At 39.9% G+C, this 19,919-nt stretch carries 15 protein-coding genes and 1 other RNA gene; 4 read left to right on the plus strand and 12 right to left on the minus strand.

Annotation, left to right across the window (positions count from 1 at the left end):
* Window positions 1-18: 18 nt before the first annotated feature.
* The 12 genes from EIH25_RS05795 to EIH25_RS05845 form a co-directional block, all read right to left on the minus strand.
* Complete coding sequence (locus EIH25_RS05795; protein WP_124099475.1) at window positions 19-1,560, minus strand: recombinase family protein; 1,542 nt, start codon at window positions 1,558-1,560, stop codon at window positions 19-21.
* A 78-nt stretch (window positions 1,561-1,638) separates the two neighbouring features.
* Window positions 1,639-1,803, minus strand: coding sequence for a hypothetical protein (locus tag EIH25_RS12405; RefSeq protein WP_164489168.1), 165 nt, complete (start codon window positions 1,801-1,803; stop codon window positions 1,639-1,641).
* Window positions 1,793-2,119 (minus strand): type II toxin-antitoxin system PemK/MazF family toxin, encoded by a 327-nt coding sequence (locus EIH25_RS05800; protein WP_243113101.1) that lies wholly within the window; start codon window positions 2,117-2,119, stop codon window positions 1,793-1,795. Before EIH25_RS05800 ends, EIH25_RS12405 begins: the two co-directional genes overlap by 11 nt.
* A gap of 10 nt (window positions 2,120-2,129) precedes the next feature.
* Window positions 2,130-2,345: a hypothetical protein gene (locus EIH25_RS05805; RefSeq protein ID WP_124099477.1), complete on the minus strand. Its 216-nt coding sequence runs from the start codon at window positions 2,343-2,345 to the stop codon at window positions 2,130-2,132.
* Window positions 2,346-2,896: 551 nt separating this feature from the next.
* On the minus strand, window positions 2,897-3,424 hold the full coding sequence (locus EIH25_RS05810) for a sigma-70 family RNA polymerase sigma factor (protein WP_124099479.1): 528 nt from the start codon (window positions 3,422-3,424) through the stop codon (window positions 2,897-2,899).
* Between the two features lie 682 nt (window positions 3,425-4,106).
* Window positions 4,107-4,493 (minus strand): hypothetical protein, encoded by a 387-nt coding sequence (locus EIH25_RS05815; protein WP_124099482.1) that lies wholly within the window; start codon window positions 4,491-4,493, stop codon window positions 4,107-4,109.
* A gap of 4 nt (window positions 4,494-4,497) precedes the next feature.
* Window positions 4,498-10,878, minus strand: a complete 6,381-nt coding sequence (locus tag EIH25_RS05820; protein ID WP_124099485.1) for an RHS repeat-associated core domain-containing protein — start codon at window positions 10,876-10,878, stop codon at window positions 4,498-4,500.
* A 281-nt stretch (window positions 10,879-11,159) separates the two neighbouring features.
* Complete coding sequence (locus EIH25_RS05825; RefSeq protein ID WP_124099489.1) at window positions 11,160-11,960, minus strand: hypothetical protein; 801 nt, start codon at window positions 11,958-11,960, stop codon at window positions 11,160-11,162.
* A 96-nt stretch (window positions 11,961-12,056) separates the two neighbouring features.
* Complete coding sequence (locus EIH25_RS05830) at window positions 12,057-12,407, minus strand: hypothetical protein (RefSeq protein ID WP_124099491.1); 351 nt, start codon at window positions 12,405-12,407, stop codon at window positions 12,057-12,059.
* A gap of 15 nt (window positions 12,408-12,422) precedes the next feature.
* A complete protein-coding gene (locus EIH25_RS05835; RefSeq protein WP_164489169.1) occupies window positions 12,423-15,788 on the minus strand; it encodes a vWA domain-containing protein in 3,366 nt (1,121 codons plus the stop codon).
* A gap of 201 nt (window positions 15,789-15,989) precedes the next feature.
* Window positions 15,990-17,339, minus strand: a complete 1,350-nt coding sequence (locus EIH25_RS05840; RefSeq protein WP_164489170.1) for a tetratricopeptide repeat protein — start codon at window positions 17,337-17,339, stop codon at window positions 15,990-15,992.
* 530 nt (window positions 17,340-17,869) lie between these two features.
* Complete coding sequence (locus EIH25_RS05845) at window positions 17,870-18,571, minus strand: S24 family peptidase (RefSeq protein WP_124099498.1); 702 nt, start codon at window positions 18,569-18,571, stop codon at window positions 17,870-17,872.
* 181 nt (window positions 18,572-18,752) lie between these two features.
* Between EIH25_RS05845 and EIH25_RS05850 the strand changes: the two genes are divergently transcribed.
* The 4 genes from EIH25_RS05850 (at window position 18,753) to EIH25_RS05870 (ending at window position 19,903) form a co-directional block, all read left to right on the plus strand.
* Window positions 18,753-19,196 carry a hypothetical protein gene (locus EIH25_RS05850; protein WP_124099501.1) on the plus strand — a complete coding sequence of 148 codons (444 nt, stop codon included), beginning with the start codon at window positions 18,753-18,755 and terminating at the stop codon, window positions 19,194-19,196.
* A gap of 13 nt (window positions 19,197-19,209) precedes the next feature.
* Window positions 19,210-19,443, plus strand: coding sequence for a hypothetical protein (locus tag EIH25_RS05855; RefSeq protein WP_124099503.1), 234 nt, complete (start codon window positions 19,210-19,212; stop codon window positions 19,441-19,443).
* Between the two features lie 169 nt (window positions 19,444-19,612).
* Window positions 19,613-19,682: hammerhead ribozyme type II (locus EIH25_RS05865), an RNA gene on the plus strand.
* Between the two features lie 17 nt (window positions 19,683-19,699).
* Window positions 19,700-19,903 carry a hypothetical protein gene (locus EIH25_RS05870; protein WP_124099506.1) on the plus strand — a complete coding sequence of 68 codons (204 nt, stop codon included), beginning with the start codon at window positions 19,700-19,702 and terminating at the stop codon, window positions 19,901-19,903.
* The last annotated feature ends 16 nt before the right edge of the window (window positions 19,904-19,919 follow it).

Raw genomic sequence — 19,919 nt, forward strand, 5'->3', positions numbered from 1 at the left:
CTAAATTGTCAATGCGGTCTATATTTTTTCTTTAAACTTCAATCCGCCGATCAAGTGAAATTCCAGCTCATGCTGATTTATGACAACAATCTTATCAACAATACTTTCAAATTCTGATTCTTCAAACTTAGTTATAGGATCATCTTGCTTTTCAAAAAAGTCGATCAGCATTTCGATCTGATCAAGCGTTTCATACTCATCGTCGGAACGTGTAAGCTTTTTCAGCTCCGTTTGCAGTTTATTGATTTTGGCTGTAAGCTCCGCAGTCTGCTCAATGTATTTTGCCTCGTCCAGAAATCCTTTTGTTTTCAGCCGCGCGAGAACATGAGACTGCTCCCGAAGCTTTGCGATCTCCTTGCGGACTTCCATTACCTGAGCCTGACCGCTGAACTTTCTGAGCTTAAGATTCTGAAGAGCGGTATGTAAAGGGAGAAGTATCTCTTTGTAATTGAAATACAGCTTGTTGTATAGACGTATAAATGCTGATATTACGTTTACCTCTGAAATCTGCTTATTTGAACATCTGTCGGACTCTGTATCATGCAGCCTGCACACCCAATAATTTTTATTCATATTACATTTAAACTTAAACGTTGAACCGCATTCTCCGCAGTAAAGCTTTTTTGAAAATATCCGACTGTCTTTAATTCCTTTAAATGATTTTTTATGCTCATTTAAAATTTTCTGAACCTTATCAAAATCTTCTCTTGAAATTATAGGTTCATGTCTTTGTGAATAATAGTATTGCTCACGTTCGCCTTTGTTCAGCATTTGTCTGAACGGAAGCGTATCCGTTGTATACTTCTTCTGAAATAGCTGATCTCCGATATATTTTTCATTAGTCAGCATTAGTTTAACTGTACCCGCAGTCCAATGACATGGTTTGCCTTTCCTTTGGACGTTTAAACTGTTTAGCGTTTTAGCTATTTTTGCAGTGCCGCTGCCGTTCAGATAGCAATCAAATACCTGCCGGACTATTTCGGCTTCTTGGGAATTTAAAGCTAACTCTCCGTTTACAAGGTCGTACCCGAAAAGCGGAGTACACATTTTTATTGTGCCGTTTTCCATTCGCTTTTTTATTCCCCAACGTAAGTTCTGCGAGATCGAAGTCGATTCCTCCTGCGCAAGACCGCCCATAATGGTTATCATCATTTCATCGGTCATCTTTGCAGTATCGATATTTTCTTTTTCAAAAAATATCGTTATTCCAAGGGATTTCAGTTCTCTTACATTTTTCAGACAGTCTTTTGTATTACGGGCAAATCTGCTGATAGATTTCGTATAGATCCTGTCTATCTTACCTCTGCGGCAGTCCTTCATCATCCGCTGAAACTCGCCGCGCTTGTCCTCGCGTGTTCCCGTTATCCCTTCGTCGGCATATATGTCGATGAGCTCTTCCGTTTCTGAATTCTCAAAAAGCTGACTGTAGTACCTTGTCTGCGCCATAAAGGAATTAAGCTGATCCTCGCTGTCAGAACTTACTCTGCAATAGGCGGCGCAGCGCATTTTTGCTGTTTTTTCTTCTGTTATTGTCGGCTGTATCACTGTAACCGCAGGCATTTTCCTCACTCCTTTATTCTTTTTACCAACAAGAATACCACATTTTTTTATTGAATGGTATCATCAAACCTGACAAATTCAAGCCGCCAATACTGTGCAGTAACGACTATAGCAATCTTCAGTGTTAAGCTTATCGAGACGTTTTTTCTGCTCGTCTGTAATAATACCTGCCGAGAGCATTTTTTCCGTTATCTGTTTTAAAATTTCCGCGGCGTACTCCGCCTGACCGTACTTATTCATCATCTTCAACCCCCATGCTTATTTTCAGCGCTTCATTGACCTTATCCATTATCTCATTATCCAGAGAACCCAAGTATTTTTTCAGCCGTCTGCGGTCTAACGTCCTTATCTGCTCCGTCAGGATCATTGATTCCTTCGGCAGTACTTCCGTTCCCGAAAGAGGAACATGGACCGGAAGGCTGTTTTTCTTTTTGGAGGATATGGGTACCGTTATAACGGTAGGACTGTATTTATTTCCCGTATCGTTCTGTATAACCAGAACGGGACGTATTCCGTCCTGCTCTGAACCTATTATCGGACTCAGGTCCGCATAGAATATATCTCACCGCTTAATCAGCATTTTTATCATTTCCTTTCTTTATGCATCTGGCAAACGGACAGTACAGAACGTCGGTATCCCTGCTGTACCATACGCAGCCCTTGCATTTATGATCATCCGGTAATCTGACGCAGGGAACGTTCAGCGAAATACCTGATCCGTCGCCGGCCATAGGCTGCCAGCCGTATTCCTCTCTGCGTCTTTTATCCTTAGAAACATTACTCATTTAATCAGCTCTTTCTGTCGTTTATATAGCTTAAGCGCGGGAATTTCCCGCGTTTAAGCTATATCCGCGCCGTGTCTGTTCAGCTATGAAATAAACATATTTTTGGCGCGGACAAGCTTTTATCGTTTTGCCTTCGTCTGATTCGTTGTATCAGACGATTTTTCGTGAAATTTATCCAACGCTTTAAAAAGCGTTTTATCCGATCACGTTCGGAATACCGGAAACGACCGACAGCTTATCGGTCTCATGGAAATCTCATCCCTCTGTGGTTCTCACAGAGCCGCCCTCATTGCTTGATTCCCCGGTCAAGGGGCGCTGTGACTGGACGGAAGTATCATTATCCTCCTGCGTTTCATTGCCGTTCCGAAAAGCTGTTTCGGATTTTGAAGCTTCATATTTACCGCAAGCGTATGGCTTCCCCGGCTGACGAGATTTTATACCGCCCGCAGGATTAAAGTATTTCCGGTACTGCTATTCTATTTTCAAGGTTCCGTAGGAGGCTTTTTTGCCCCTCTACTTATTAAGGGAATGGGAGGGGCGTTTTGAGACCCCTATTTTAGGAATTTTTTTATTTTCTTTTTCGCCTGCTCTATTGACTTCCGTATTTGTTTGTACGATACGTTCTCGATCTCTGCTATTTTACGTTCGGTCAAACCATAGTAAAAATAGCGAATGACGCGTTTTTTCTGCTTATCGGTCAGGTTTTTCACAGCTGAATATATCCGCTCGTTCTGAAGCTTACGCATAACCTGGTTTTCCACAGTGTCATCAGCTGTAAGCTCGGTTTCATTCAAAACTCTTTCTTCTTTTTTAAGTATTCTTTTTCGTTCTCTGTCGTCATATGCGATTCGGTCATTGTACTCTGCGGCGTACAGCTCAAACTGTGCCGGAGTCATAATAATTTCTTTTGCAAACCTCGGATGCCGCTCTTTAAAATGCGGATCGTCGGTAACGATTATGTAGTTTGCACCGCAGAATCTTTCATAAACCCTGTCCAGTGAAAAATAGTAAAACCCTTTTTTACTGATGATCTCTTTAACAAGCTTCATATCAATTTTTGTAAATTCAGTCCTTTTCATTTCAATTCCTCCGTTTTGATTTTCTTGTTTCAAATCAAACGAAGGCTTAAGGATATCCGGCGACAAAGCACTGCCACTTAAAAATGAGCATAAAAAACTCCGTTCTGCCTTTAAAGCACAACAGAGTTTGAGCTAAACACGCCTTAAAAGCTTGTTTACTCTTTGGTTTTATTGGTTGTTTTTGCTAATATTTAATTATACCACTAAGCTGTCTATATTTTTATATTAATGCCGAAATGTGTGCTTAAATGGTATAAATAATTCATCTGACATTAATATAGCCTTTTAGAAATACGTTTCCGCGCAGTTTGGATATTAACTCTTATTTATTGTTATTAAGCAGAGTAAAACAATTAATATATTCGCAGACAAAAAAGCGGAACGCTTTTACACGTTCCGTTTTAAATTACTATATTTCTCTTTGTATTTATATATATTCCTTTTTCTTATTAGCTTTCCCGTTTCATGGTGACAAGGGGGGTGTGTCAAAAAAAATAAGAGTAAAACAAACTTAATTGTTTGTTTTACTCTCTGGTTGTAGATATGGCTGCAATAATCTGCTTGTTTTTATACCAGACATGATTAATAGTCTGACTGTCAACAGTTTTCTCGTATCTCAAACCGCTTGCATTTTACTTGTAGTTTGCAGTCGTTTAGCCGTTAGTAAGTCCTATAAGCTGATTTATATTCTATTAAATTCAATTTCAGTTGCTACAACATATAATTTAGCCTGACAAAAAAACTCAAACATAACCGCAAATGGTTTCTGCTTATTAAAAATATTGGATTTTTTATATCCCTCTATCTCATTTAGCTCTACTAATTCCCAACCATTTATTTCATTTATATATTTTTTATAACTAATCATTTGATTGTTTAATTCAATATACTGAATATTTTTTAAAATAATTATTGCAGTATACTTTCCTGTTTTTTCGTCTAATAGTGTATCTAACCTTATTGTTAATTCACATATCATCGGATTATAGCTTAATGATATTACCGAACTATCATGTAAATAACAATCCTCACTGTCAATTATTTCTTTATTCTGAAATGTTATTTTCATTATTTCACCACTCATAAAAATATATTGATGCCCATGGTTCAGGGACTAAACTACCGGGATAAAAATGCTTGTGTTCTTTACCTGGTAACCCTTCATCTAATGATTTTATATGATAATGAGGTCCATCTGATTTATTAATGTTTGCATCCCATTGAAATATTGGGTCTCCTGTTATTGGGTCAAACCACTGAATAAATGGACCATTCTTTGTACCTTCTCTATAAACTGGCACCAATCCAATCGGCTGAAAATCATTTGGATCTTCAGGAAAATACACTGGTTTTTTAATGGGCCAATATGGTATATCTATATCCTTTTCAGCGGCATCCGCATCATCTTTAGCAATCGACTGCGAACCCATAGAAGCATACAACCACGGGGCAAGATAAGGATTAGCCTCCGAATCAATAGTTGTACTGAATTCTGACATCAAACCTGTTGGAGCTGACAACACAGGCGCTGACGATATTCCGGTTAACTCTGCTATTCCGCATCCTATCGTTGTAAGAGCAGATGCAAGTAAAGAAGTAGTATTCTCAACAGCATCTTCTACAAAATAAGATGCTTTATTTATCGTTGTAGACAAACCTTCTTGAACTGCTGGTTGACTCAATGTTGTTGCTGCCAAACTTACAATACTAGCTGCTATAAATGCACCTGCTATAATTGCGTCATCCACACCTGCTATATGTCCCGTCGGATCGCTATAGTAAATCGGATTATTAGCACAATAAGTATAAAGGTTAAGGCTAAGCGGATCTTCTAATTTACCTGCATATGAATCCCTGCTGATAAACCTACCTGTACTCGGATTGTAATACCTCGCCCTGAGATAAATCGTACCCGTTTCGGTATCGTAATACTCACCGCAATATCTGAACGCATTAGTATCAGAATCATCAATATTCTTCTCAACACCGAATGCGTCATAGGTATAAGACTTTACAACCGCACCAGTTGAATCCGTAAGATTTACAACATCCCCATGCGCATTCTGCGTATAGTAGGTGTACTCAGACTTATTGCCGTTCCAGTAGTTATACTTAGCGACAAGGTTTGTTCCACGAATATAACAATCTGCCTCATAGAACTGGTTATCAACTACATCAGCAACAATCTGTTTGCTTCCGTCCCAAACGTGATTTATCGTCTGACCGTCAACAGTTTTTTCATAACGTAAACCGCTTGCATTGTACTTGTAGCTTGCAATCGTTTCACCGTCGGTAAAGCCAATAAGCTGATTCAGACCGTCATAAGTGTTGGTTTCCGTCTTGCCCTCGGCAGTTTTTGTTATCTGATTTCCGTTAGCGTCATATGTGTAAACCGTCCGCTTTACATTTGAAGCCGGATTTAAGTTAATAAGATTTTCGTCAGCTTCTGCGGTCTTTACTTCCTTCTGAAGCAGCGCAGTGTATTTGCCGTTGGAATCAACATAGCTGTACTCGGTTACATAATCCTCGGTACCTTCTGCCGTCATCTTGGAACGGTTGCCATAATCGTCATATTCGTATGAATAGGTATCTGTCAAGTTGTTTCCAACCTTAACAGCTTCCTCCGTCAGTCTTTTCAGACCGTCATACTCATATGATGTCGTTTCTATTATACCACTTTCACTGCGTATTTTGCAAGCGTCAGAACCGTCTAAATAATACGAATATTCGTAGCTTGATATGTCAGTATTGCCGGATTTGTTTTCAATCTTTGTAATTCTGTTCGCCTTGTTGTAGGTATAAGTGGAAACTACGCCGTTTGCAAGGGTTTCCGACTTCTTGTTGCCGTTCTTATCGTAGGTATAAGAAACTGTTTCTTCACCTGTTTCTTTTACCTTGATAAGCCTCATTTCACCGTCGTATTCATAGCTTGTATACGAATACATCAGAAGATTGTTGATTCCTACAATCTGCTGCCTCATATACTGCGAAACGCCTTCATAGAAAAAGCCTTTAAACGTTGAATAACCGTTCTTGTATTCTATTTCCTCGGTTTTTCTGCCGAGGTCGTCATAAGAATATACTGTGGTCAGATCATTGCTTACCGCTTTCTTAATTCTTCCCATGTTGTCATAGGTATACGACTTGCCGACGTTCTTGGAAGAATCCTTTGAATTTACCGTATTTGAAGTAAGCACACGATTCAGCGCGTCATAGGTGTTGGTTGTCACATTGCCGTTAGCGTCTGTGCTTGTGAGTACGTTGCCGTTCAGGTCATATGTGATTGTACCGGAATTGTAGCCTGTGCTGTCGGTTGTTCTTACCGCTCTCAGCCAGTTATCATACTCATAATTTGTTGTCAGATATGATGTATCGTTTTCGGAGGACATGCCTGTGTACATCTTAACTTGAGCGCCTGCGTTGTTGTAGAAATATTTTGAAATATTCTTTTCACCGTTTGAAGTACCGTCGCTGAGGGTTACCTTTTCAAGCAGTCCCATTGCGTTGTACTGATTCTGAGTTACGCTGTTTTTGTTGGCGTCAATATTCTGAATTGTCTTGATTACATTTCCGTTTTTGTCATACTGATTTTCTGTAATAGAGTATCTTACAGCGCCGTTTTCAGTATCAAACGGAGCGTAAGTTTTCGTCAGCTTGTTAAGCTTGCCGTACTCATATTTTGTGGTGTTGTTAAGAGCGTCAGTCTGACGGGCAAGCTGTCCGTTTGCATAATACGCGCTTGTACGCTTGGTTTCGCCGTTGGTTTTTTCCGTTACCGCATTGCCTCTGAAATCTGCAAGAGTTTCCGTTACAACCTGCTTATTGGCTGTGATATATGCGGTCTTGATTGTCTTAAGTCCGCTGCATGATTTCGATGACGAACTGTCAAGAGCAGTGTAAACGTTAAAGCCGTGATTCTTTACAAATTCATAAGCCGTTGAAGTCAGAATCTGTTTTTCGGCGGCTGCTTTCCATTTAAAATATGTCGCTTTTTCACGCTGTAAACCGTCGTATTCAACAATATTTATCGTACCGTCGGGATTGGTCTTTTCGATAACATTTCCGTATGCGTCATATTTAAATGACGTTACATTTCCAAGCGCGTCGGTCTGTGCTTTAACGCTGCCGCTTGGATAGTATGAGGTAAGAGTTCCATGACTCTTATCGGCGGAAAAATTCGGTGAATATTCGGCTGTCTTACGGCTGAGTTTATCATATTCCGAAATCGTAATTGCAGCCGTATTTCCCGTACCGAAATCGCTTACCTTTGTTACATTGTTGAATTTATCGTATTCATATTCCTTTACAGCGTAAATATTCTTGGAAATATCAACGCTTGTTTTTTCTTTTGATACCTGAAGCTGATTGTTGTATTCATACTCAACCGAGTTTACAACAGTATTTCCGTCCTTAATAACTTTCTTTATCGGCAGTCCCTTTGCATTGCCGGAAGTTCCGTATGTGTACTCGGTCACATTCCCTTCGGGATCGGTAATTGTGCGTACCAGTCCTGCAATTGAAGCCGTTTCGCTTGCCGGATAATAGGTGTAAACCGTCATTGCGTAATCAGCATAGCTCACCTGCGACAGATCATAACCGCTTGCTGCAATTGCAGCCGCATTTGAAACAGGCGAGAGACTCTGATATGATTTCAGCACGTTCACTCCTGAATTATCGTACTCGTTAATTACAACGTTGTTGCTCTCGTCAACCTGTACCAGCGGCATATTTTTATGGTTGTAACGTGCTAAAGTGAATGTGCCGTCGGGATTTGTGGTCTTGATTACATTTCCGTTATCATCACGCTCATACTTGGTAGTATTGCCCATGATGTCGACGCTTTCCTTAATTTCATCGTACTTGTTTTCATCGTCGATCATGTTGTAGGTGATTTTATCAACCTCGTATGTCTGACCGTCGGTTTCCACCTTATTTGTTTTTACAGAAAGCTTTTCATCATAATCATAAGTGAAGGTTTTAACGAGCTTATCGCCGTCATACTCTTTCAGACCTGTCTGCTTGAAAGCCTTGTCATAGGTATATACCTGCTTGAGTCCTGCGGAATTTATGAGATAATTAACTGAGCCGTTATCGTTGTAAACAATCGTGTCTGTAACCTCGTCATAGCAGTTTGTGATTTTGCAGAGCCTGCCGTTTCCGTCATACTCGTATTTTTCAGTTCCGCCGGATACGCTTGTGGCGGATACTAACTGAAAATAGTTGTTGTAGGCGTAAGTCACTGTTCTGTTGGCAGCTGTATCCTCGATTTTGGTAATACGGGAATGCTCGCTGTTTCCGTTGTATGTGATTTTGTAGGTTCTGCCTGTGGAATCGGTTACAATTCTTTGATTGTTATTCATTGCGGAAATTGTAAGCTTGTTTCCGTTAGCGTCCTTGACCCAGTCAAGCTCTCCGTCTGAATTGAAGTGATACTTGGACTGAGCCGCGTTTGTAATTGTGTATTCATCGCCGGATTTTGTCATTGTGCTGTGAGCGTTAAGGCATTCAAATCCGCCGTTTCCGTCGTCTTTGAATGTGGTATTTGAGCCGTCGGGGAGTACCACCTGATAGTAACCGGGGGCAGGAATGACAATTTTACTTACGTCAATATTGAAATCCCAACCGATACCGAAGCTGCCTTCCTCGTCGCTCATGGAGTTGTAGGTTCTGACAAAATCAGATTTAACTCCGGGAGAGGCAATGCTTAAATCTGTAAAGGATTTTGTGTAGTTGCCCGTTGCAATATGAACTCCGTCGCCGATTTCCCAACCCTTACGGTAGAGGGTATAGTCTGGCAGGTCATAAGGACGCCACCACGGTCTGAACCAGAAGTTTTCTTCCGTAAATTCCTTTGTTACAAGGATTCCGAATTCGTAGTCAAAATTTAAACGGCGTTCCGTATTGTAGCTGCCGTCCTCGTTGTTTATATATGTTTCGGGGTTGTCCCAGAGAATTGTCTGCTTGCCGCCTTCATATCCGAAGATTATGGACTGTGTACCCGAAGAGTAGATTGATTTTGCGCCGGATAATTCGTTGACTTCCCAGACCGGTCCTGCAAACCAAATCTGTCCTGCCGTCCACTTTCCCTCCATATCCTGAAGAGTTATATATGTCCAGTTTCCGCCAACATAGAGTCTGTCAGCGTCGTTTGTCATGAGAATCGTGTCATAGCAGTTAGCCTGACCGAAATCGAAATGCTGTCCTATTACAACCTGACCGCCGTTGAGATTCATCAGCTGTCCTGTGCTGCCGCCCCAGCCGTCAGGAGACGCCGTTCTGAACACAAGATTGTTTTCTATTAAAAGCGTACCGCCGTTGATGTCGAGAGTTGCTCCGCTGCCAGACCAGAACTGCGGCATATCCGTTGTAAAGGACATACAGTCCGCCACGTAAACAGTCTGACCGTTGAGGTCAAGGTTTGTATCGTGAAGATTAAAGCTGTAGGGGAATTCACCGCCTGCAAGTACCTTCAGATTTCTTTTGAAAGCGTGATCCCAGTCTCCTTGATATGACGCGTTTGCAAACCAATCCGCGTCTGCTTGTTCAATTTCTCCGTCATTATCTCTGTCCATGTACTCTTTGTATTCAGGATCGCCGACATACGAGCCGCTATAATTTTCAAGAATGTAATTGTAATCGTCAGCGTCGATAATTCCGTCATTGTCGATGTCGAGTTCGGAAAGGTATCCTGTTTCGCCTTCTTTCTTTTCGTAATGGTCACGGTCGATAATTTCTAAATCTTCAACGTCAATACTGCCGTCGTCGTTCATATCGAAATCCGCGTCATAGTTTCCGCAGGCTTTGCGCTTTCCGATAAACTGACTCACATATGCGGCGTCGTTTTCATCGATAACGTCGTCGCTCCACTGATTATCGTTGTCCGCGTTGTATGTAGTATCGCCGGGAACGAGGGTTACGGTATCCCATGAATCGCCTGAACCTACGGTATATGAGCCTGTTCCGAAATCCTTAAGGTAAAACGGCAGATATCCGTCGCATTCAAACTTGACATGATACACATCAGAGCCGCCTGCGGTTATGCTGAAGCTTCCGCCGCCGAAATCGGCAACCTTCTTAGAGGCTATTTCCACCCAGTCGCCGTTGAAAATTCGCACATAAACAGGCGTATTCAAGTTGCCTTCCGTTACCACATTTCCGGTTATGGTCAGACCGCTCGCAGAGTTTGCCGCTGCATTTCTCTGAGCCTTGTAAAAAGCGTTTGCACCGGATTCCGAGTAATCAAAGTAGTCAACTTCTCCAAGACCGTCAACCGCATTTTCATACTCCTGTTTTAGTTTGTCTGCGTTTCCTGAAAGCTCAAGGGATTCCTTGATGTCCGCAATCGTTTCCGCATGAGCGATTCCCTGTGAGCTGCCGTCGCCGTAAATAAGCACTTGCCCGACAAACATCACAGACAGAACGCCTGAAAGCGCCCGTTGAAAAAATTTTTTCAAGTTTTCGTCCTCCTATAATGTCAATAATTTATCATTTGAATAATAAAAAGTAAATAATACCTATTATTTAATGATATAACATTATTATATATTGTAATTTAACAAAACGCAATATATTTTTACAATTTTCTGCAAGTTTGTATAAATATCTAACTGAACAGCCTTTTGTTTGTGTAATTTTACTAATATTTTACTCGTTTAAATCATTATGCCGGATTATATATATAAACAATAAGCTGTCAGTTCAATAAAAATTGATGCTGACAGCTTGTTATGCGTATTTAATTCTTTATCATAAAATAATTTTTTATCTCGCCGCGGTAAATATCGTCATAATAATACTTGTAAGTTCCTGTAGTTTCAATATGTACGCCTTCAACCGAGCCTGATCCGTCTTTGCGGAAACACGCTAATACGGAATTTGGAGGATATGTATCAAAAGTTTGTACCAATTCTCCCTTGGTATTGTCTGCCAGACAGATTAATGAATATAGAGTATCAACCGTATCGGAATTCAAGGTTTCTACATAACGCAGACCGTCTCCGTCTGAAAGCATAAGCTTTATACTTTTATACAGCTGCTCTAAATTTTCATGAGCCGAGTCGATAGTCGGAAAGCCGTCGTCTAAACTATCCAGTGAAATGTCATAAACTTCACCGTTTGACAGTATCATAAATCCGCTGTACCGAAATTGAGAATCTGAAACGTAAAACGCCGGATGAACCAACTTAAAATATATGACTTCTCTTTCTCCCATTTCAGACGCATGACGTATTGATTCCGGTTCTAAATCCATTATATCCTGCGGCTCCGGAAGCTTTTCCATAATTGTTGCTGTCGTTGTGGTTTCTGCTGCAACTGATTCTGTCGTTGTAACTTTTTTTGTAGTTGTTTTTGCAGTCGTACCTGACGTAACAGCTTTTTTCGTATCCATCGATTGCGTCGTTTTAATGTTTTCTGACGTTGTTTCTGACGTAACGGTCTTGTCTGCATTGTCGGCAGAACTGTTCGGGGATGCCGTTTTACTGCCGCAGCCTGTCAAGGCAATTAATATTGCTGTTAAGAAAATGACCTTTTTCATATCGGCGCCACTCCTATGACGAATATAGATTCATTAATACGTACAAATATTGAACAGTTATTATAATCCATACTTTATTAGTCAATACATGCCGTTTCAAAATCTCGAACCGCTTTTTCTATCCAAAAGGCTACCATCTTTGATATCTACGATAAAATCCGTACCGTAAAAATCATTGACAATCAAACTGCCATTTTTATACAAAAGCCCAACATATGGAGTGTATTGCAGCTTTGGAAACCTCTTTTTTGCTGATTCTATCTGCCAAGTAATTTTACCATGAAAATCAACTGAGTAAACATTATCATTTTTATCAATGTCATATGGAGTTTTTATTAGTACAATTACCTGTGAATCAAGAACAAGGACAGTATCAATCTCAAACTGAAATTTTACCAGCTCGTTATTAACATACAATGCATTTTTATGTATTTTTAAAATAGGCATAGTTAACCTCCGATATCATAATAATCGTTCGTTAGTAAACTCACCAATAAATTGCCCCATTAAATCATATTGCGTTCCGCCGCCATTCCCCCAATTTATTATTTTATTGGCGATTCCATAACGAACAGTACTTCCCGCAGGAATTTCAACATCACAAATATATTTAGGTTCATACTCCAAAGCAAATTTGTTTTTTATTTGTGACGGTGTTAGACCTTCAATTTGCTCAGCTTCCATTACCCAACCTCCGGTTAGTTTTCCAGACTCTCGATAAACCCTAACAAATTTTTTGTTTTCTTTAAGTTTAACGGTTATGGTCTTTGTCCCAGGTTGATAGGGTGGTTTGTAGTTAGAATTGGTTTTAAATTCGTTGTTTACTTTTTCAGCTGATTCTATTTTGACAATATCGCCTTTTTGAGATGTTTTATAAATATCATCTAATGCGGCTTGCTGTTTTTTTGATAATTCATAAGAATTAACTGCTTTGGCGCTCTTAACTTGAAAAGCATTTTCTAACACCCAAGTAGATAAGAAAAACTGAAAAGATTGAGTCCAACTTTTATAACCTATGCTCATTATCTGAGACCAAGAAGTTTCGTCTCTATAATTAAAATATTCTGCATAATAAATTTGGAAGGCAGCTTTATTGCATTTATATCCTAATGACGCTAAGTCCTCAATCACTTCGTCAATCGCATAATCAGCATGTTTGCGATAAACATTTATGTAATCTATCGCAATAATAGGGGAGCATTCGAATCTTTCACAAAATTGTGCCAAATACTGTATTTCAAAAAGTTCAGCTGAATCAAAAAATTCAAGTATCTTTAATTGTTCTTCTGTTGCAGAATGAATCGGGTCAAAATCGCTGTCATCATCTAACCCATCCCCATCCGTATCCTTATTCCAAGGATTAGAGTTGTATCTGAATACTAATGAAGAATATTCTGCATGACCGCCTGTAGAATCCTTTTTGATTACAAACTTAGGATTTTCGATTGAAATTTCTTCCCCGTCAAGCAATCCGTCCCCGTCACAATCAGGATTCTCAGGATCGGTATAAATTATATTAGCATTGGATAAAACCAACCCTGAAACCTCAAACTCATCGGGCAAGCCGTCTTCGTCCAGATCCTCCATGTTCTGAAGATCAAAATGATTATCTCTTGACAAATCGTTATAAATAGCTTCGAGCTCTTCAGCAGTCGCTGCCGCAAAGAATTGTCCTCCGGTAGACTCGGCATATGATTTCAGCCTGCTGTTGCTTGCACCGTAACCTAAACCAATCGTATGTATTTTTATCTTATTATCCTGCGCCTTTTGTATATACTCCTCTGATATATTTACATCTCCGTCAGACAGAAGAATAATATGTCTGGTATACCAATGTTCAACGCTTTCCAATTCATCAATGGCGATCTTAACGGCAGCCTGTGCATTTGTGCCTCCTGAATTATATGGCTTTACTGCACTCTTTAGCATATCTTTATCATTTGAAAAACCGCTTACAAGCTTAGCAGAGCTTTCATAGCTGATCAAAGCCGTTTTGTCAGTCAATGTCATTGAATCTATATAATTGTCTATTGCAAGCTTTCTGTAGCAGGTAGGATAAGCATAAGCTATCGTTCCGTCCTCGTTATATATATTATAATTAAAGGTACGGTCATTGCTGCTCATACTTCCCGAACAGTCGTAACAAATCACAGTAGCAAGCGGTTCGTAGGTATCTTCAAAATAAAGCGAAGCTTTTTTCCAAGCATTGAACCACTCCACTTTGTCCACCAGCATATACTTGCTGAAATGAGTAGTTTCTACGCTGACAGTGGAATTTTCCTCATCAAGAACAGTATCAAGCTCCACAAACTTATCGTTTTCTTCATCATACCACAGGAACAGCAGATTGTCAAACTCCGTATTCCCAAGCTTTGATTTGTCAATAACGTAAGTAAGCGTAGCCTTTTCAAACTGCGAGGTAGTTTCAATAGAGAACGGATCGCCAATCAAACCTACTACTTCACTACAAATCACATCTTTATTCATTACGCTTTCAATAGTAGTATTTGTCTGAAGATTACCTGTTCCCTCCATAGATACAATTACTTCTTTGACAGCACAATCTTCATTTTCAACTATATGCGCAAATGTCTGAAAACGCTTTTCATAGCCGTCAAGCACACCGTTTCCGTCTGAATCAGGATTAAGGGGGTCACATTCAAAGTAAATTTCATCCCCATCGTCAAGTCCGTCATCGTCTGTATCAGTTTTGAGAGGGTCGGTTCCGTAAATGTTTACTTCGTCACCATCAGATAGTCCGTCATTATCCGTATCTTTATTGTATGGCTCTGTACCGTTATAATACTCCTGAATGTTAATCAGACCGTCAGAGTCGAAATCTTCGTTGCTGTCAAGAATGCCATTATCGTCAGAATCAGGCTTTGCCGGATCAGTTCCAAGTATAAATACTTCATAATAATCGTCGATACCGTCTGCGTCTGTATCTATAAGTTCCGGATTACTTCCTATGTACTGCTCAATACAATCGGGAAGTTTATCGCCGTCAGTATCGACAAGCTTAGAGCAATTGTTCATATCTTCAAAGAAGTCCGGAAACTCATTTTCATTTTCGTCTTTCATATACTGCCATTCTTCATATGGAATATTCAAAGGCTCTGAAACAGTACCGACAAAATTAGCAGCATTACCGCTGTAATTTGCATTAACGCTTGGACAGTTAAACGTAATGCTGTCGGCAATTATCACAACATTGTTAAGATTAAGATTCTGTGCAGTAATTTCAACATTACCGAATGGTGCATAAATTAAGCCGTTGAGATTTACGTTTAGGCTGTCGATAACAATGTCACCGTACTTAGAGAAGATAACAGAATTATTTGTGTTCTTTACCTCTCCGTTAAGATTCACATCTTCAAGAGCTTTGAGAGCTGTGTTGATATTAATATTTCCGGTAAGCGTAGCTTCTCCAATTATTTCTGTAGGTCTGTTAATATTGATATTCATTTCTTCAAGAGTGTAGTCCTCTTTATGTTCATCAACATTACTGTCCGAAAAATACTGAGTATCAATTTTATCAATTATGTATATCATTTCTTCATTGGCTTTTTCTTTCTTAGCGCCATTGATATTCATATTCCCGCTTGCCGAAATAGAGCCGTTTGTGGCAACATTACCGTTTACGCAGAAATTCCCCGCGTTTACCGTGATCGCACCGTCCTCGCTTGATCCCGCAAACATTGTATACGGATATTTCTCCGCGGTATCCTCTGCCATTACAGGAATTACAGGCAGCATTGCAGCTGCCATTGCTGCGGCGATCACGCCTGATAAAAGCCGCTTTGTCTTTTTAAAAAAACTGTTATTCATCCTTTTTCTCCCTTTCATAATTTTGATTTTTTGTATTACCAGCGATATTTTTAACATCGTCTATGTAATTACTTTTAATTTAACACAATAAATAAAATATTTCAATATATATGGACATAGTTATATAAAATTCTGTACAATTATACAAAACATCGTATTAACATTTGGCAAACCTGACCAATATGTGCTATTTGTTCAGATTCAGGAAGTATAACCCTGTCCAAGCTCCTCCTTAATCCCCAAAGCCTGTTTCTTTTCAATTATCATACGCCTAAGCTTTTTGTCTGCGGACCTCCTGACCGATCTGTATCTTCTTATGTAATCATCTTCAATACATCGGCTTAGATTGATAAACAAGCTTAAAACCGTATTTGCCAGCATTGTGTTTTCAAAGCTTCCGCTTTCATTCAGAAAAGTCTGAGCATAAACGTTTCCGTCGTCCGCCGACCTGTTAAGCCATTCCATTGCCTTTTCCTTATCTTTCTCAATATCCTCCGTACCGAAAAGATAAAGCCTTCCCAGCAGAAACGAAGCCCAGTTGTTTTCTTCGGCAGATAGTTCAAGTAGTTTTATTGCCTTTTGTGTATCATGATATTTGTTATCTTCCAAAAGTATTTTAGCTAACGAATACGAAGCATACGCCTTAATTTCATCATAATTTACCGCCTTTTCAAGCCATTCAACAGCTTTGTCAATGTCATATTTTTCTTCTTCCTGATAAAGCTTTCCGAGATAATAGCAAGCGTGTCCGCTGTCCTTATCTGCCATGAGCATATATTTCTCAGCCTTGCTCAGATCCCTGTTCACAAATTCCCCCTTGAAATATATTCTGCCGAGCATAAAGCAGGAGAGGGGATCGCCGCCGACAGCGCATTCGGTCAGCATTTCAATACCCTTGTCAATATCCTGTTCAATATGTTCTCCGTTGATATATTCAAGCGCAAGAAAACGTTTGGCATTCAGATTTCCGAGCCTTACCGCTTTTTCAAGACAATCCATAGCCTTTGGCATATCCTGAGTAATATTCTCTCCAATCAGCAGAGCCTTGCCGTATTCATATAACCCGTTTTTGTTGTTCAGCTCTGCGGAACGTTTAAAGTATTCCAAAGCAATATCCATGTCAGCCTCTGTGCCAAGACCGTTTTTGTACATCGCCCCTATTTTGTAAAAGAGGTTATCGTCCGCCTGACCGTCAGCTTCAAGCTTTAAAAATCCCGAAAGAGCCTGATTGTAATATTTCTGAGCAGTTTTTTCATCATGTTCAACATATTCGCCTTTGCTATACATCTGAGCCACAGCATATGAAGCATAAGGCTGTCCCTGTTTCGCCGATCTCATATACCAGCCGAAGGCTTCCTTAAGGTTCTTTTCCGCGCCGTTGCCGTAGTAATAAAGGTTAGCAAGACTGTATTGCGCAAACTTGTTTCCTTCCTGAGCCGATTTTAAAAACCATTCAAACGCTTTTTCATAATTCTGTTCCGTTCCCAGACCGTAGCAGTGCATTTTGCCTATTCTGTACCAAACGTAAGAGCGCATATCCACAGACTTCATATTCTGACCTTCGTATCTCGGCTCATAGGGGAACATGGAATCAGCGTTCGGTTCTATTACTGTTGCTCGCCACGCAAAATCCGAAAACCGCAAAAATACGAAAAAACACGAATTTAATATAAAGGACCCAACAAAACCGCGCAAATACGGCGGTTTGAATGTGCAAAATTCTGATGTGTTTTGCGGTTAAGAAAAATTGAATGTCAAAAAAATAAGGTCTTAAAATGCAATTTTAGCAGCATTTTAAGACCTTTAAATTTTACCTTTTTAGAGCGTTTTGAAAGTTTTATAACGTTTTAAAAAGTGTTTAAAAATGCGTATTTACGCATTTTAAAGCTATAACATTCGTAAAACTGTTTGAATGGTCGGTCGAAAATTTCATTAAAAAATTTCCAGATTTTAGGTGCGACATTGCGACATCTTTTGAGTAGGGGATGCGACACTGTCGCATCCCCTACTATTTCACGTCGTAACTTTCTCGTAAATATGTATCGTGGTTTAATATTTAATTAGTTTCATATTTTTATATATCAAACTGTGCCAATAACCTTTCCACGGCAATATATACTATTATACTCATTCAGCGGAATATCATCATAATCCGGATTAAGTGAGATAAGGCAGTCACCGCCGAACTTCTTTATAAATCCTTCCCCATTAAGTATAAAGATACCTATTTCGCCAATCTCTACGGATGGCTGCGAGGCTATCAGAACAATATCCCCATTGTGAAAAACAGGCTCCATGCTGTTGCCGGACACTCTCAGTGCGAAATTTGCATGAAGCGTGAGCTGTGTTTCTTCAACTTCTAGCATACCCTTTTCGCAGCCGTCCAGATCGACTCCAGTTCCGGCACTGACAGGCAGCGAGTAGTACTCTATAAAAACGGTATTTTCAGAATCTTCTGAAGACTTTTCAGACTGTTCTGCAAGCAACTCTGCCCTGCCGATCACGATGCCTTTGTCAAATTCGCTCAATCTATTATAATATGTAAGTAGCCTTTGCTCATCAGCGGTCAACTTCTCCGCAAGTGAGCTTTTTTCTTTACCATTAAGTAAATAGTCCACAGTGCAATTTAGATAATTGGCTAATTTAAGCATATTATTGCAAGATGGGCTTTGCTTATCCCACTTACTTATTGTACCGTTTCCAAGTCCTAATGCACGTTCTACAGCGGCAATAGTTGTGTTTTGGGCTTTAATTTCTTGTTTTATTCTATAAACAATGCCCAATTTTAATCACCTCAATCTAAGCATATTTCACAAATTTAGATTATTATCTAAATCATACTTGACAATTAGATTATAATCTATTACAATTTATTATAGGGTAACCTCTAGGGCATAGTTACCTCATAATAAAAAGTTTAACACAAAAAGTGTTAAACGTCAATCGAAAAAGGAGGAAGATTTAATGCGTAAATTCAAAATCGACGAGAATACGTATGAGTACAGAGGCTATACGATTTCAGGTAACGATAGGACAAGCTATGTTTGCATATCACCTTATGGGACTTTCTCGCCAAAGGCTTATAATACTATCGAGGATGCTATGGCGGCAATAGATGATGATCTTGCTTGCATAGCTGAAAAATACGGCGACCAGCAAACAAAGGCAGAACAAACTCCGTCCATAAGAGGAGATATAATGAATAAAGCGTTATTCGTAGAAAAAGAGCTCTACTTCCTGCTCCACGCCGCTAACGATGATGTTGATGACATAACTTATTGCGAAGATAGCGGCGAAGAGTGGGTACTTGTTACAATGAAAAACGGACATGTGTATGATATAAGCATCACAGGCGATAGTTTGCTGGCTGTCGCTAAGGACGTTATCAGCGTTATGATGTACAAATAAAGGAGGTTTTGATATGAAAAAATTAAGTGACGAAGACAAAGTTATTGCCGTGGCTATAATAATTGCGCTCTGGTGCTTATTTACAAGTGCAGCAGGACATTCAGAACTGTGGGAAATACCGCTTTTTGTAATAGTAGGACTGCTTTGCTTGCATCTTATACTGTCACTTATCCGTGACATATACTTTGCTAAAAGGAGGGAACGCCTTTATGAACGCAGATATTGGCAAAACCATAAAGCAGATTAGAGAACGGCGGGATCTTAACCAGAAGGAGCTTGCTAAGTATGCGGGGATCAGTAATGTGACCGTGTGTAAGATAGAGCAGGGCGTTTTGACACCATCTTTGAAGACTGCGATCAGTATAGCCAATGTGCTGCGATGCAGCCTTGACGATCTGTGCGGCAGATCACAATATAGCCGAAACAGCAAGTAAATCTTGCTGTCTGCCGGGGATGGTCTCCCGGTACTGATGATGGCAGACCAGAAAGGAAGTGGCGAAACCATGACATATAAAGAGTTCGAAGCAAATATGCTTGCACACGCAGTAGGACAAGCCCGGCTTCTGGCGCAGGCGAGCTGTCTTGAGGACATAAAAATAGAGCCTGAACAGCTCCGCAGGAATGTTGCGACCATTCTTGCAGTATTAACCGAAACAGAAGAATTTCTGTTTGATCTCGTAAACAACCGTTCTGGCTCTGATAGTTAGTATATCAGAAAACAAT

The organism is Ruminococcus sp. Marseille-P6503 (genome assembly GCF_900604945.1).
Taxonomy (GTDB): domain Bacteria; phylum Bacillota; class Clostridia; order Oscillospirales; family Ruminococcaceae; genus FB2012.

What these genes read in the sequence shown, in the direction of transcription:
- EIH25_RS05795 (WP_124099475.1), bottom strand. Translation starts at nt 1,560, where the DNA reads ATGCCTGCGGTTACAGTGATACAGCCGACAATAACAGAAGAAAAAACA.
- EIH25_RS12405 (WP_164489168.1), bottom strand. Translation starts at nt 1,803, where the DNA reads ATGATGAATAAGTACGGTCAGGCGGAGTACGCCGCGGAAATTTTAAAA.
- EIH25_RS05805 (WP_124099477.1), bottom strand. Translation starts at nt 2,345, where the DNA reads ATGAGTAATGTTTCTAAGGATAAAAGACGCAGAGAGGAATACGGCTGG.
- EIH25_RS05810 (WP_124099479.1), bottom strand. Translation starts at nt 3,424, where the DNA reads ATGAAAAGGACTGAATTTACAAAAATTGATATGAAGCTTGTTAAAGAG.
- EIH25_RS05815 (WP_124099482.1), bottom strand. Translation starts at nt 4,493, where the DNA reads ATGAAAATAACATTTCAGAATAAAGAAATAATTGACAGTGAGGATTGT.
- EIH25_RS05825 (WP_124099489.1), bottom strand. Translation starts at nt 11,960, where the DNA reads ATGAAAAAGGTCATTTTCTTAACAGCAATATTAATTGCCTTGACAGGC.
- EIH25_RS05830 (WP_124099491.1), bottom strand. Translation starts at nt 12,407, where the DNA reads ATGCCTATTTTAAAAATACATAAAAATGCATTGTATGTTAATAACGAG.
- EIH25_RS05835 (WP_164489169.1), bottom strand. Translation starts at nt 15,788, where the DNA reads ATGAATAACAGTTTTTTTAAAAAGACAAAGCGGCTTTTATCAGGCGTG.
- EIH25_RS05840 (WP_164489170.1), bottom strand. Translation starts at nt 17,339, where the DNA reads ATGAAGTCTGTGGATATGCGCTCTTACGTTTGGTACAGAATAGGCAAA.
- EIH25_RS05850 (WP_124099501.1), top strand. Translation starts at nt 18,753, where the DNA reads ATGCGTAAATTCAAAATCGACGAGAATACGTATGAGTACAGAGGCTAT.
- EIH25_RS05855 (WP_124099503.1), top strand. Translation starts at nt 19,210, where the DNA reads ATGAAAAAATTAAGTGACGAAGACAAAGTTATTGCCGTGGCTATAATA.
- EIH25_RS05870 (WP_124099506.1), top strand. Translation starts at nt 19,700, where the DNA reads ATGACATATAAAGAGTTCGAAGCAAATATGCTTGCACACGCAGTAGGA.